The following is a 13,171-nucleotide window of genomic DNA, read 5'->3' on the forward strand; positions in this document are numbered from 1 at the left end:
AAAACTCTAAAAATGTGGATTTCCATCGTTTCACGGGTGATAATTTGCCCAGTTCTATGGAGAGACCCGTCACGATGAAGTGTGTTGATGATTTCCGCCTGCAGTTGGGCAAACACGAATTGGTGCCAATCGTCATTGGAGGCATGGGCGTCGACATTTCCACCGCCCAGCTGGCGCTGGAGGCCGCCCGGCTAGGCGGCGTCGGCCATATTTCCGACGCGATGGTGCCCACCGTGACGGACCGCCGTTTCAATACCAAGTTCGTCAAGAACAAGCTGGCCCAGTATAAATTCAACGTCGAGAATCCGGACAAGTCGGTCGTCCGTTTCGATCTGGGCATGCTGGAAGAGGCCACCCGTCTGCATGTGGGCAATACCATGCAGCAAAAGCAGGGCAGCGGCCTGGTGTTCATCAACTGCATGGAAAAGCTGACGATGAACGCGCCCAAGGAAACGCTGCGGGTGCGGATGCGCGCGGCGCTGGACGCCGGCATCGACGGCATCACGCTGGCCGCGGGCCTGCATCTGGGTTCTTTCTCCCTGATTGAAGACCACCCGCGCTTCCGCGACGTCAAGCTCGGCATCATCGTTTCCTCGCTGCGCGCGCTGCAGCTGTTCCTGAAGAAAAACAGCCGCTGCGGACGCATGCCGGATTACGTCGTGGTGGAAGGGCCGCTCGCTGGCGGCCATCTGGGCTTCGGCATGGATTGGGCCGAATACGACCTGGCCAGCATTTTCACCGAGATTCGCGATTGGCTGCGGGCCGAACAATTGGACATCCCGCTGATTCCGGCCGGCGGCATCTTCACCGGCAGCGATGCGGCCGGCTTTCTGGAGGCAGGCGCCAGCGCAGTGCAGGTGGCTACCCGCTTCACCGTGGCGCGCGAGTGCGGACTGCCGGAGAAGGTGCAGCAGGAGTACTTCAAGTCCAGCGAAGAGGATATCGAGGTCAACCAGCTATCGCCGACCGGCTATCCGATGCGGATGATCAAGCATTGCCCGGCGATCGGCGACAGCATCCGCCCGAATTGCGAAGCCTATGGCTATCTGCTGGATGCCAAGGGCGGCTGCTCCTACATCGACGCCTATCACAAAGCGCATGCGGAAAATCCGGGCCAGCGCCGCGTCCCTGTTTGGGAAAAAACCTGTCTGTGCACCCATATGCGCAATTTCGATTGCTGGACCTGCGGACACTACGCGTATCGCCTGAAGGACACGACCCATCTTCGCAGCGATGGCAGCTATCAGCTATTGAGCGCCGAGCATGTGTTCCTCGATTATCAGCACAGCAAGGATAACAAGATCGCCCTGCCGCGGCGGGAGGAGTGTCTGATGGCGGGATGACGCGCGTCCCCGCTTTGAGCTTTGCAAATGGGCAGTCGAGCTTTCCAGTTCGGCTGCCTTTTGTCATTTGGCGCTTCTCGTGGAAAAGGGTTGGGTTCGGGTGTTGATGTCGGGCGGCCATTTATATAGCATTGATATCTTTTTCTCTCAATGCCATTCCCTTTCTGGGCGATCATTGCGCGAGGGCCGGCTTGGCCCACGCGGGGCTGGTTTATTTCCGGCTCGTCCGGCCAGGGATTGGGCAAGTTGCTGTATATTTCGGAATGATTTCCATTTTCTTGCGAACAAGTAATCAACAATGAGCAAAACCGACAAGCAGGGCCAGTGGGAAGCCGTGTCGCAGCGTATCCGCTATCGTCTGCAAAAGGCGGGAGCGCGCTTCCACGCCAACGACAATATTTCGGCCTTCATCGAGGAGGGCGAGCTGGACGAGTTGCAGGAAGAGGTGCAGGCCAAGTTGAGAGGCGTGCTGGAAAGCCTGGTGATCGATACCGCGAATGATCACAATACCCAGGACACCGCCAAGCGAGTGGCGAAGATGTTCGTGCGCGAGGTGTTCCGCGGACGTTACGTTTCCATGCCGGCCAGCACCGAGTTTCCGAATGTCGAGCATCTGAACGAATTGATGATCATCGGCCCGATCACGGTGCGCAGCGCCTGCTCGCACCATCTATGCCCCATCATTGGCAGAGTCTGGGTGGGCGTGCTGCCCAATGAGCATTCGAATCTGATCGGCTTGTCCAAATACGTTCGCCTGATCGATTGGATCATGACCAGGCCGCAGATACAGGAAGAGGCGGTTTCGCAGATCGCCGAACTGTTGATGAAGAAACTGCACCCCGATGGCTTGGCCATCGTGATGGAGGCCGATCACTTCTGCATGCATTGGCGCGGCGTGAAGGACAGCAACAGCAAGATGACCAATAGCGTGATGCGCGGCGCCTTCCTGACCAACCCGGATCTGCGCAAGGAATTCCTTTCCCTGATGCACAAGTGAGGACTCGGCGCTGCCGGTATCCCGCGTATTTACGATGAAAGAGCCTATGTTTCCTTATCGAATGATTCCTGCCCTGGTTTTGTCCATATGCGCGGCGGCGGCGATGGCCGAGCCGGCTTCGCAAACCTTGCCTTCCGGCGTGAAGGTCGAAGTATTGGTGCCCGGAAAGGGCGCCAAGCCTTCGACCAGCGACACCGTCAAGGTGAACTATCGCGGCACATTCAAGGACGGCAAGGAGTTTGACAGCTCCTACAAGAACGGCGGCCCGATCAGCTTCCCGCTGAACCGCGTGATTCCCTGCTGGACCCAGGGCGTCAGCGCGCTGACGGTGGGCAGCAAGGCCAAGCTGTCTTGCCCGGCCAATACCGCCTACGGCAGCCGCGGCGTGCCGGGCGTGATTCCGCCGAATACGCCGCTGTATTTTGAAGTGGAGCTGCTCTCCATTCAGAAGTGACCAGCCGAACATGAAAACAGGCCCGAAACTCCGGGCCTGTTTTTTTTGAGTTCGGCCAAGCTTTCAACCGGCTTGGTCGAACAGCTTGGCAAGCGGCTCGACGATGCGTTCCAGATAGCGCGCATCGGTTTGGTCGAAGCTGCCCAGCTGATCGGAATCGACATCCAGCACAGCCACGACCACGTCTGCGGCGTTGCGGATGGGCACCACCACTTCGGAGCGGGCGCTCGAGGAGCAGGCGATGTGCCCGGGAAAAGCGTCGACATCATCCACCAGCAGCGTGCGATTCTGCGCCCAGGCGCTGCCGCAGACGCCGCGACCATGCGGTATGCGAGTGCAGGCGATCGGCCCCTGGAACGGCCCCAGAACCAGCTGCTCGCCCTTGACCAGATAAAAGCCGGTCCACAACCAGCCGAAGGTCGAAGCCAGCGCGGCGGACAGATTGGCCAGCGCGGCGACAACGTCGGTTTCGCCCATGATCAGCGCATGAGCTTGCGGCAGCAGGGCCTGGTATTTCTCTTCCTTGCTGTCGCCTTCGATGATGAGGTTTTCTGCCATGGAGGGTGTTCATTACTTGGGAGTAAGTGCGGGCTGGACAGCATACACCATGCCGGGCACGAAAAGAAAACGCCGCCCGGGCGGCGGCGCGAACAGTATTGCGGAGCCATGGCGGGCTTACATCATGTGCTGGCCGCCATTCATTGCGATATTGCTGCCGGTAATGAAGCCGGCGTTGTCAGAGCAGAGGAAGGTGACCAGAGCGGCGATTTCTTCCGGACGGCCAAGGCGGCCCACCGGAATCTGGGCCACGATCTTGTTGCGCACATCCTCGGGCACAGCCATCACCATCTCGGTGGCGATATATCCGGGAGAGATGGTGTTGACGGTCACGCCTTTTTTGGCCACTTCCTGGGCCAGCGCCATCGTGAAGCCGTGCATGCCGGCCTTGGCCGCGGAGTAGTTGGTCTGGCCGAACTGCCCCTTCTGGCCATTGATGGACGAGATATTGATGATGCGGCCGAAACCTGCCTCCAGCATATTGTCCAGCACCGGCTTGGTCATGTTGAACACCGAATCCAGATTGGTGCGGATCACGGCATCCCAATCATCCTTGCTCTGCTTTTTGAAACTGGCGTCGCGGGTGATGCCGGCGTTGTTGACCAGAATGCCCACCTGGCCAACATCTTTGGATATGCGCGCGATCACTTCCTGGCAGGCGGCGAAGTCGGTAACGTCGCATTGGTAGCTGTGGATGTCGCTGAAACCCAGCCCCTTCATGTCGGCATGCCAGGCGGACTCCCGGCCCGGCTTGCTGTAGGTGGTCACCACGGTATATCCCGCTTCAGCCAAGGCCTTGCAGATGGAGGTTCCAATGCCCCCCATGCCTCCGGTGACTAGTGCAATCCTTTTCGTCATGATGCTGGCTCCTCTGTCGGGTTTGGAATCTATGCTTGAATTATCTTTACTTCCTTTTGTTACAGAATATGCAGGGTGCCATAAAAAGTAAATAAATAGCATGTGCTACTTTATTTACAATGCTTTAGCTTAGTTCCCGGCTGAGCCTTTGCAGCAGATCCAGTCTATGCTTGGAGATTGCGCCCTGTTCTGCAGCCGTAATGATTGCACAATTGGGCTCGACGCAATGCGAACAGTTATGGAAGCGACACTGGCCAATATACCTGCGCATTTCGGGAAAATAGTGAATTAAATCCGGGGATTTCAGATGTTTCAAGCCAAATTCCTGCAATCCCGGAGAGTCGATCAGATGACTGTTTTCGTCGAGATGGTACAGGGCCGCGTGGGTGGTGGTGTGCCGGCCGGAATCCAGCGCTTCCGAGATGTCGCCGATGCGGGCGTTGGCCTCGGGCAGCAGCGCGTTGGTCAGCGTGGATTTGCCCATGCCGGACTGGCCTACCAACACGCTGGTATGCCCGCTGAGCAAGGGTTTCAGCGGTGAGAAGTCCTGTTTGGCCGACAATGTGACCAGCTTGTAACCCAGGTTCACATAGAGTTGCAATTTTCCCAGCAGCGCCGCGGTTTCCGGCAGGTCGCTCTTGTTGACCACGATGATGGGGTCGATGTCTCCGGCCTCCGCCGCGATCAGGCAGCGCCCCAGCAGTTCCTCATTGGGCGTGGGCACGGCGGCGATCACGAACAGGATGCGCGTGACGTTGGCCGCGATCTTCTTGGCTTTCCAGTCGTCCTGGCGATAGAGCAGGCTGCGGCGCTCATGCGCGCGCTCGATCACCGCCTGCTCGCGATTCTGGATCAGGATGTCGACGATGTCGCCGCAGGCATAATCGACGCGCTTGCCGCGGGTGGTGCAATCGAAAGTCTGGCCATCCGCTTCCACGATGAAGCGCCGGCCGTGGCTGCGTATGATTTGTCCGGTGCTGGCTGTCATGGGCGGCGGAACAGGGCTTCGGTCTTGGCCGCGCAGATGAAGTCGTTGAGGGTCAGGCCGCCGGCGTCGTGGGTGCTGAAATTCACCACCGCGCGATTGTAGTGGACCGACATGTCCGGATGATGATCTTCCTGGTTGGCGATCCAGGCCAGGGCGTTCACGAAGGCCATGGTTTCATGGTAGTTGGCGAAGCGGTAGGTCTTGCGCAGCTCGATGCCGTCGATTTCCCAGTCCGGCAGCGTGGACAGCAACTGCTTGACGGTATTGTCGGCCAGCGGGCTTTGGCCGTGTTGCGGGGTGCAGGAGAGCTCCAGCAGGTTCATGCCTGATTTCCTTTCAGATGTTGAATGCGCAGCGCCGCGGGCGGGTGCGAATCGTAGAAGGCGGAATGGACGGGGTCCGGCGTCAGCGTGGACGCGTTGTCGCGGTACAGTTTGACCAGCGCGCTGACCAGATCCTCCGCCCGGGTCTGTTCCGACGCGAAATCGTCGGCCTCGTATTCGTGCACGCGCGACATCCGGCTGGACAGCGGCGTCAGCGGGAAGGTGAAGGCCGGCGTGGCGGTGAAGAACAGGATCAGGGCCATCGCGGTGCTGGGCGCGGCGACGCCGAGGCCGGCATAGAACCAGGGAGCGTGCAGCAGCTGGCCCAGCAGCCACAGCAAGGCCAGCGACAGCGCGAACGCCATGGCGATGCGCTTGACGATGTGGCGGCGTTTGAAATGGCCCAGCTCATGCGCCAGCACGGCTTCGATTTCGGCGTGGCTGAGCTGGGACAGCAAAGTATCGAAGAATACGATGCGTTTGGCTGCGCCGAAGCCGGTGAAATAGGCGTTGCCGTGGCTGGAGCGGCGCGATCCATCCATCACGAACACGCCCTGGCTCTTGAAGCCGGCGCGCTGCAGCAGCGCCTCGATCCGCGCCTTGAGCGCCTCGTCTTCAAGCGGCTTGAATTTGTTGAACAGCGGCGCGATCAGCGTCGGATACAGCGCCACCATCAGGAGCTGGAAGCCGGACCAGACCAGCCATACCCACAGCCACCACAAGGGGCCTGATATCTCCATCAGCCACAGCACCAGCGCCAGCAGCGGCAGACCGATCGCGGCGCCGATCAGGGTGCCTTTGACCATATCGGCCATGAACAGCGCGAATGTGGTCTTGTTGAAGCCATACCGGCTTTCGATCCCAAAGGTGCCGTACAGGGTGAACGGCAGCGAGACCAGGCTGCTGATCACCGCGACGGCCACGATCAACGCCATGCCCGACGAAAGCGGACTGGCGAACCATTCCATGCTGTGGACGGCCAGCCATTGCAGTCCGCCGCCGAAAGTGAACGCCGCGATCAGCGCAGTGTCCACCCAGGCGGACAACAGGCCGAGCCGGGTCTTGGCGACGGTATAGTCGGCGGCATGGCGGTGCTGCTCCAGGGTGATGCTGTCGCGGAAGGCTGCCGGGACCTGGACGCGGTGGCGCGATACATGGCGGATGTGGCGCCAGCCCAGCCACAATTTCAGGCACAGCGTCAGCGTCAGCGCGGCGGCGAACAGCAAGGAAAAGGCGTCGATCATGGATGTCCGTATGGAGTTTGCCGACGGCGCGGCAATGAAGGAAAATGGCAGGGTTTTCTAAAGATTGGCTAGTATGGCACAAGATACCAATAACCTCATCTGGCTCGACATGGAGATGACGGGCCTGAATCCGGATCAGGACCGCATCATCGAAGTGGCGATGATCGTAACCGACAGCAATCTGAACGTCCTGGCGGAATCCCCGGTACTGGTGATTCACCAGCCGGACGCCATCCTGGACGGCATGGATGACTGGAACAAGAATACCCACGGCAAGAGCGGCCTGATCGAGAAAGTGAAGAATTCCACGGTCAGCGAGACGGAAGCCGAGCAGCGGCTGCTGGATTTCATGGCGCAGTACATCCCGGAACGCGTGACGCCGATGTGCGGCAACACCATCCATCAGGATCGCCGCTTCATGGCGCGCTGGATGCCGCGGCTGGAGGCTTACTTCCATTACCGCAATCTGGACGTATCCACCCTGAAGGAGTTGTGCAAGCGCTGGCGCCCGGAACTCGCCAAGGGAGTGGTCAAGCGCGGCAAGCACGAAGCGCTGGCCGACATCCTGGAGTCGATCGAGGAAATGCGCTACTACCGCGAGCACTTCCTCAAGGTATAAGCCCCGCCGCGACGAGCCGGCTCCAATGGGCCGGCTTTTTCACATTCACCTTGTATTCCATTGGCAGGAAACATGGCCGCACATCGCCACATCGACATCAACTCCACCCAGGTCTGGGCCAGGCTGCATCAGCATCAGCGCGCGACGCGCCACATGCACATGCGCGAGCTGTTCGAACTGGACCCGCAGCGGTTCCAGCGGTTTTCGCTGGAGCTGGACGGTTTGTTGCTGGATTATTCGAAAAACCGCATCACGGAACGCACGCTGGAGTTGTTGTTCGAGCTGGCGAACAAGGCGGATCTGCGGAGCTGGATGGACCGGATGCGCCGCGGCGAGCGCATCAACGTCAGCGAAGACCGGTCGGTATTGCATACCGCCTTGCGTCTGCCCGTCGGCGCGCAGCTGAGCCTGGATGGGCGCGACGTGGCGGCCGATGTGCATCAGGTATTGGCGAGGCTCAAGGATTTCAGCGAGCAGGTGAGGGATGGCCGCTGGCAGGGGTTCGCCGGCCAGCGGATTCGCGACGTGGTCAATCTCGGCATCGGCGGTTCGGATCTGGGACCGCTGGTGGCGGCTGACGCGCTGGCCGCGTATGGCCATCCAGAGCTTAAGGTGCACTTCGTGTCCAACGTCGACGGCCAGCATCTGGCGCGAACGTTGCGGGAGCTGGACCCGGCCACCACGCTGTTCATCATCGCGTCCAAGTCCTTCACCACACCGGAAACCCTGTTGAACGCCCAGGCCGCCCGCGCCTGGTTTCTGCAGGCGGGCGCCGAAGAGGATATCGCCAGGCATTTCGTCGCGGTTTCCACCAACGAGCCGGCGGTGCGGGCCTTCGGCATCGATCCGCAGCACATGTTCGGTTTCTGGGACTGGGTTGGCGGCCGCTACTCGGTCTGGTCGGCGATCGGCCTGCCGGTGATGCTATCCATCGGCTATGACAATTTCCGCGCCTTTCTGGACGGCGGCCACGCGATGGACAAGCATTTCTTCGAGTCGCCGTTCGAGGCCAATATGCCGGTGCTGCTGGCGCTGATCGGCATCTGGTACAACACCTTCTACCGGGCGCATACTCATGCCATCATGCCCTATGATCATGGCCTGCGCCGCCTGCCGGCCCATATCCAGCAGTTGGACATGGAATCCAACGGCAAGCGGGTGGGTCGCCTGGGCGAGGCTTTGGATTTCGACACCGGCCCGGTGATCTGGGGCGAGGAGGGCGCCAACAGCCAGCATGCGTTCTTCCAGCTGCTGCATCAGGGCACCCGGCTGGTGCCCTGTGATTTCATTCTTCCTCTGAACAGCCATTATCCGCTGGGCAATCAGCATGACGTGCTGGTCGCCAACTGCCTGGCTCAGACCGAGGCGCTGATGCGCGGCAAGAACGAAGCCGAGGCGATGCAGGAGCTGGGCCATTTGTCCGGCGAGCAATTGGACATGCTGCTGCCGCAAAAACTGTTTCCGGGCAACCAGCCATCCAATACGCTGGCGCTGGACAGGGTCACGCCGTACAGCATGGGCATGCTGATGGCGCTTTACGAGCACAAGGTGTTCGTGCAAGGAGTGATCTGGGGCATCAATTCCTTCGATCAATGGGGCGTCGAGTACGGCAAACAGCTGGCGCGGCGCATGCTGCCGGAGCTGTCCGGCGATACCGGCGCGCTGGGGCACGACAGTTCCACCAACGGCCTGATCCGACATTACAGGGAACGCCATGGCAAATAGCAGACAATTGGCCGCCGAGCTCGGCGCCGCCTTGCTGGCGCGGGGCGAGAGCGTCTCCACCGCGGAATCCTGCACCGGCGGCATGATTGCGGCCGCCATCACCGATGTTCCAGGCAGTTCCGGCTGGTTCAGCCATGGCGTGGTCAGCTATGGCAACCAGGCCAAGCAGCAGTTGTTGAAAGTGCAGGCTTCGTCGCTGATGGATCATGGCGCGGTCAGCGAGCGGGTGGTCAGGGAGATGGCCGCCGGCGCGCAGGCGCTGGCCAACGCCGACTGGGCGGTGGCGGTATCCGGCATCGCCGGGCCAGGCGGCGGCTCGCCAGACAAGCCGGTTGGCTTGGTATGGCTGGCCATCGCGCACCCGGGCGGGCAAACCGAAGCCTGGAGCCGGCACTTCACCGGCGACCGCCAGGCGGTGCGCCAGCAAACGATGGAGGAGGCGCTGGCTCAGCTGCTGGATCGCGTCCACGCGGGCGCGTCCCAGGCCTGAGTCCGAATACCCGGCAGCTGGAGACATATGGAGTTATACGCTTTTCCCGCGCTGGCGATTTTGTTCGTCGGCATCTTTACCCGCGAAGTTATCGCGCCTGCGTCGAAAAACCGCTGCGACCGGCGCTGGCTGCTGATGGCCGGCGCGCTGGGCGCCTGCACGGCGGCGGTCACGCTCGCGCTGGGCTATTTGTTTTCCGCCCAGATTGGCAGAGCGGCTTTGATTCCGGCCGCGCGCGACTGGCCGGACATCTTAGTGGGAGCAGCCAGCTTCCTGCTGACCAGCTTCGTCTTTTATTGGTGGCATCGCGCGACGCATGCTTCGGATTGGCTTTGGCGCGTGTTCCACCAGCTTCACCACAGCCCGGGGCGGGTGGAGGCGCTGACTGCGTTTTACGCCCACCCGCTGGACTCGGCCGCGGCGGTGCTGATCAGCGCCTTTTCCAGCTATCTGGCGTTGGGGGCTTCGCCCGTCGCCGCCGCATGGGCGCTGTTCTTCACCAGCGCTTTCGATCTGTTTCTGCACGGCGACATGAATACCCCGCGCTGGCTCGGTTATTTTTGCCAGCGTCCGGAGATGCATACCGTTCACCACGCTCACGGCCATCATGCGCAGAATTACGGCCTGCCGCTATGGGACTTGATATTCGGCACCTGGAGCAATCCAGAGAGAAGAGTGGAGCGGCTCGGCTTTGATGAGGACAAGGCCGACGACATCCAGGCTATGTTGCTGTGCCGGGATGTGCATAAGGGAGGTTAGTCCGAGGACCATTCGAGCAACGGCTAGGACGGTTCGCTGCCGTCCGGCTTGCCGCGCTTGCGCGCGCGCGGATGCGCGCCGTCGTACACCTTGGCCAGATGCTGGAAATCCAGCGCCGTATAAATCTGGGTGCTGGACAGATTGGCATGGCCCAGCAATTCTTGCACCGCGCGCAGATCGCCGGATGATTGCAGCAGGTGGGAGGCGAACGAGTGCCGCAGCATGTGCGGGTGGACATGCTGGCTGGCGCCGGTCTTGATCGCCCAGTCGCGCAGGCGCTTCTCAATCTGGCGGCCGCCCAGCCGCCGGCCGTGCCGCCCCAGGAACAGCGCGCTCTCGTCCGGATCGGCGGGGCGTTCAGCAAGCCAGATCCGCAGCCGACTCATAGCCTCGGCGCCGATCGGAGCCAACCTTTCCTTCCCGCCCTTGCCGCGTATCCGCAGCAGCTGGTCGGAAAAGTCCACATCATCCAGATTCAGCGCCACCGTTTCCGACAACCGCAGGCCACAGCTGTAGACCAGCTCGAAAATCGCGCGATCGCGGGCATCCAGGCCATCGTCGCCTTCTATCCTGTCCAGCAGCGCCGCGGCGCTGTCCACCGGCAAGGCCTTGGGCAGCAGCTTTTCCCGCTTGGGCGCGCGCAGTCCGGCGGCGGGGTTGTCTTCCCGTCCGCCATTCAACTGCAACCAGTGGTAGAACTGCCGCCACGAGGATAACCGCCTGGCCAGGCTGCGGCCGCTCAGCCCCTCCGCATGCAGTTTGGCCAGCGCCTTGCGCAGGTCCGTTGGGGATGCCTCGCGCGCCTGCTTCGCCTGCAGCGTTTTTTGCAGCAGCTCGATATCCGCCTGGTAGGCGGCGAGCGTGTGCGGGCTGCGGCCGGCCACGGCCAGGTGGTCGATGAATCGGCGGATCAGCTCATCCATATCAATTTCGACGCAAGCGCGCCATCTGCATCAGCCGCTCGAACAGCTGCAAGTCCTGCTCGTTCTTCAGCAGCGCGCCAGCCAGAGGCGGCGGCGCATTGCGTTCGTGCAGCCCTGCAAGTTCTTCGGCGCCGATGTTTTCGCCGGACAGCAATTTCAGCCAATCCAGCAATTCGGATGTGGTGGGTTTTTTCTTCAACCCGGGCAATTCCCGGATCGAGAAGAACACTTCCAAAGCCTGGCTCACCAACTGTTGCCGGATGTCCGGGAAGTGGACGTCGATGATGCTCTGCATCGTCTCCGCGTCGGGAAAGCGGATGTAGTGGAAGAAGCAGCGACGCAGGAAAGCGTCCGGCAATTCCTTCTCATTGTTGGACGTGATGATGATGATGGGCCGCTGGCGGGCACGCACGAACTGCTGGGTTTCGTGGACGAAGAATTCCATCTGGTCCAGTTCGCGCAACAGGTCGTTGGGAAACTCGATGTCGGCTTTATCTATCTCGTCGATCAGCAGCACAGGGGCCTGATCGGCCTCGAATGCCTGCCACAGCTTGCCCTTGACGATGTAGTTGGCGATGTCGTGCACCTTGTCGCCGCCAAGCTGTGAGTCGCGCAGCCGCGACACGGCGTCGTATTCGTACAGGCCGTGCTGGGCCTTGGTGGTGGACTTGATCGGCCAAATAATCAGCTCCCGGCCCAGACTGGCCGCGACTTCTTCGGCCAGCATGGTTTTGCCGGTGCCGGGCTCGCCCTTGATTAGCAGAGGACGCTGGAGCGTAATGGAGGCATTGACGGCCATCATCAGGTCGTCGGTGGCGATATAGCGTTCTGTTCCAGTAAAGCGAGTGTTCATTATTTATTGCAAGGGTGGTTGTTTGAGAGGCGTAGAGCCGCCGGGGCGGCGGCTGGAACCGGTCATCGGGCGAATTCTCTTTCCAGGTCTTCCAGCGAAATGCCCCAGCTCTTCATCATATGGCTGAGCAGGGCCATTTCGCTGTCGCTGATGGTGCCGTCCGACTTGCTGATATCCATGGCCAGTACGCAAGTCAGGATGCGTTTGCGGCGATCGGTGATGTCGGCGAGCAGACTGTCGATGCGCTCGCGCTCCAGCAATTTGATCGAGCCGTCGTCGGATGCTTCGTCGGAAATGTCATCGCATACGTCGCGCAGAACCTGGGCGAACTGTTTTCTCGGCAGGTTGATCAGGTGGTAAACATGCAGCTTTTCAAGCAGTTCCAGCTCGCGGGGATCCATATTGCCGTCCGCGATCATGAATATGGCGAGGAGTCTGGCAATCGCCTCCGGACTGTTTTGCGAGTAGTTTCTCATGGCGCGATTCCTTCTTGCTTATTGGCCGAGCTTGGCCGAAAACGATTCCGGCATGGGGGCGACTTGGCGCGCTTGGTAATCAAAGAACACGATGCCCGTTTTCAATCTTGCCACTTCTCTGCCGCTGTTGTCATCGATCACTTGATAAATGAAATCCAGCCCCTTGCCGTGGATGTCGGCGATGCCGACGAGAAAGCGCAGGACATCCCCATGAAAGGCTTCGGAGAGATAGGAAATGGCCGCATCCGCCACTACGATCCCCACATCGCCGACATGCAGCTCATCGGCATGGCCCCAGTGCCGGAGCAGGCGAAGCCGAACCTCCTGGGCCATTCGCAGCAGGGCATCATTGGATAGATGATTGGCGTAGTTGATATCGCCTATCCTGACATCCAGAAGGGTGTCATAGACGATTTGCTGGGGCGCTTCGATTCGAATCCTGGCCATGGCGTATACTGGCAGAGGAGAGTGACGATATGGCCTTTATGTCAAAACTGCCTAAGCTGTGTCAAATGCGGGCGAGGAGATTTTGATAGACTGTCGGCGCAAGCCAAGATCATA

16 protein-coding genes are annotated in these 13,171 nt (G+C 60.5%); 7 read left to right on the forward strand and 9 right to left on the reverse strand.

Annotated elements, in window-relative coordinates; all coding sequences use genetic code 11:
• Window positions 1–74: 74 nt before the first annotated feature.
• The 3 genes from VL52_RS07740 to VL52_RS07750 all read left to right on the forward strand — a co-directional run bounded on the left by VL52_RS07740 (window position 75) and on the right by VL52_RS07750 (window position 2,794).
• The gene (locus tag VL52_RS07740; RefSeq protein WP_046156499.1) at window positions 75–1,343 is read left to right on the forward strand and encodes a nitronate monooxygenase; all 1,269 of its coding nucleotides are present in this window, start codon (window positions 75–77) and stop codon (window positions 1,341–1,343) included.
• A gap of 298 nt (window positions 1,344–1,641) precedes the next feature.
• Window positions 1,642–2,340, forward strand: coding sequence for a GTP cyclohydrolase I (folE, locus tag VL52_RS07745; protein WP_046156500.1), 699 nt, complete (start codon window positions 1,642–1,644; stop codon window positions 2,338–2,340).
• A 103-nt stretch (window positions 2,341–2,443) separates the two neighbouring features.
• The gene (locus VL52_RS07750; protein ID WP_231155204.1) at window positions 2,444–2,794 is read left to right on the forward strand and encodes an FKBP-type peptidyl-prolyl cis-trans isomerase; all 351 of its coding nucleotides are present in this window, start codon (window positions 2,444–2,446) and stop codon (window positions 2,792–2,794) included.
• Window positions 2,795–2,857: 63 nt separating this feature from the next.
• On the opposite strand, the gene VL52_RS07755 is transcribed toward VL52_RS07750, so the two are convergent.
• The 5 genes from VL52_RS07755 to VL52_RS07775 form a co-directional block, all read right to left on the reverse strand.
• On the reverse strand, window positions 2,858–3,352 hold the full coding sequence (locus VL52_RS07755; protein ID WP_046156502.1) for a free L-methionine (R)-S-oxide reductase MsrC: 495 nt from the start codon (window positions 3,350–3,352) through the stop codon (window positions 2,858–2,860).
• 117 nt (window positions 3,353–3,469) lie between these two features.
• The gene (phbB, locus tag VL52_RS07760) at window positions 3,470–4,210 is read right to left on the reverse strand and encodes an acetoacetyl-CoA reductase (RefSeq protein ID WP_046156503.1); all 741 of its coding nucleotides are present in this window, start codon (window positions 4,208–4,210) and stop codon (window positions 3,470–3,472) included.
• A 124-nt stretch (window positions 4,211–4,334) separates the two neighbouring features.
• Window positions 4,335–5,198, reverse strand: a complete 864-nt coding sequence (gene rsgA, locus VL52_RS07765) for a ribosome small subunit-dependent GTPase A (RefSeq protein WP_046156504.1) — start codon at window positions 5,196–5,198, stop codon at window positions 4,335–4,337.
• Window positions 5,195–5,521 (reverse strand): 4a-hydroxytetrahydrobiopterin dehydratase, encoded by a 327-nt coding sequence (locus VL52_RS07770; RefSeq protein ID WP_021476230.1) that lies wholly within the window; start codon window positions 5,519–5,521, stop codon window positions 5,195–5,197. Before VL52_RS07770 ends, rsgA begins: the two co-directional genes overlap by 4 nt.
• Window positions 5,518–6,765 carry a M48 family metallopeptidase gene (locus VL52_RS07775; protein WP_046156505.1) on the reverse strand — a complete coding sequence of 416 codons (1,248 nt, stop codon included), beginning with the start codon at window positions 6,763–6,765 and terminating at the stop codon, window positions 5,518–5,520. The genes VL52_RS07770 and VL52_RS07775 overlap by 4 nt, the downstream gene beginning before the upstream one ends.
• Before the next feature lie 73 nt (window positions 6,766–6,838).
• On the opposite strand from VL52_RS07775, the gene orn reads away from it, so the two are divergent.
• The 4 genes from orn to VL52_RS07795 all read left to right on the forward strand — a co-directional run bounded on the left by orn (window position 6,839) and on the right by VL52_RS07795 (window position 10,358).
• Window positions 6,839–7,384 carry an oligoribonuclease gene (orn, locus tag VL52_RS07780; RefSeq protein ID WP_046156506.1) on the forward strand — a complete coding sequence of 182 codons (546 nt, stop codon included), beginning with the start codon at window positions 6,839–6,841 and terminating at the stop codon, window positions 7,382–7,384.
• A 72-nt stretch (window positions 7,385–7,456) separates the two neighbouring features.
• Window positions 7,457–9,109, forward strand: coding sequence for a glucose-6-phosphate isomerase (pgi, locus tag VL52_RS07785; protein ID WP_046156507.1), 1,653 nt, complete (start codon window positions 7,457–7,459; stop codon window positions 9,107–9,109).
• A complete protein-coding gene (locus tag VL52_RS07790) occupies window positions 9,099–9,599 on the forward strand; it encodes a CinA family protein (protein ID WP_046156508.1) in 501 nt (166 codons plus the stop codon). Before pgi ends, VL52_RS07790 begins: the two co-directional genes overlap by 11 nt.
• A 60-nt stretch (window positions 9,600–9,659) precedes the next feature.
• Entirely contained in the window at window positions 9,660–10,358 is a 699-nt protein-coding gene (locus VL52_RS07795; RefSeq protein ID WP_235429235.1) for a sterol desaturase family protein, read from the forward strand.
• A gap of 23 nt (window positions 10,359–10,381) precedes the next feature.
• On the opposite strand, the gene xerC is transcribed toward VL52_RS07795, so the two are convergent.
• From xerC to VL52_RS07815, 4 genes are all read right to left on the reverse strand, one after another.
• Window positions 10,382–11,281, reverse strand: coding sequence for a tyrosine recombinase XerC (gene xerC / locus VL52_RS07800; RefSeq protein ID WP_046156510.1), 900 nt, complete (start codon window positions 11,279–11,281; stop codon window positions 10,382–10,384).
• Window position 11,282: 1 nt separating this feature from the next.
• The gene (locus VL52_RS07805) at window positions 11,283–12,134 is read right to left on the reverse strand and encodes an AAA family ATPase (protein ID WP_046156511.1); all 852 of its coding nucleotides are present in this window, start codon (window positions 12,132–12,134) and stop codon (window positions 11,283–11,285) included.
• Between the two features lie 62 nt (window positions 12,135–12,196).
• A complete protein-coding gene (locus VL52_RS07810; RefSeq protein WP_021476222.1) occupies window positions 12,197–12,610 on the reverse strand; it encodes a TerB family tellurite resistance protein in 414 nt (137 codons plus the stop codon).
• A gap of 18 nt (window positions 12,611–12,628) precedes the next feature.
• The gene (locus VL52_RS07815) at window positions 12,629–13,057 is read right to left on the reverse strand and encodes a thioesterase family protein (protein ID WP_046156512.1); all 429 of its coding nucleotides are present in this window, start codon (window positions 13,055–13,057) and stop codon (window positions 12,629–12,631) included.
• Window positions 13,058–13,171: the final 114 nt, after the last annotated feature.

It is taken from the genome of Chromobacterium vaccinii (genome assembly GCF_000971335.1).
Lineage (GTDB): Bacteria > Pseudomonadota > Gammaproteobacteria > Burkholderiales > Chromobacteriaceae > Chromobacterium > Chromobacterium vaccinii.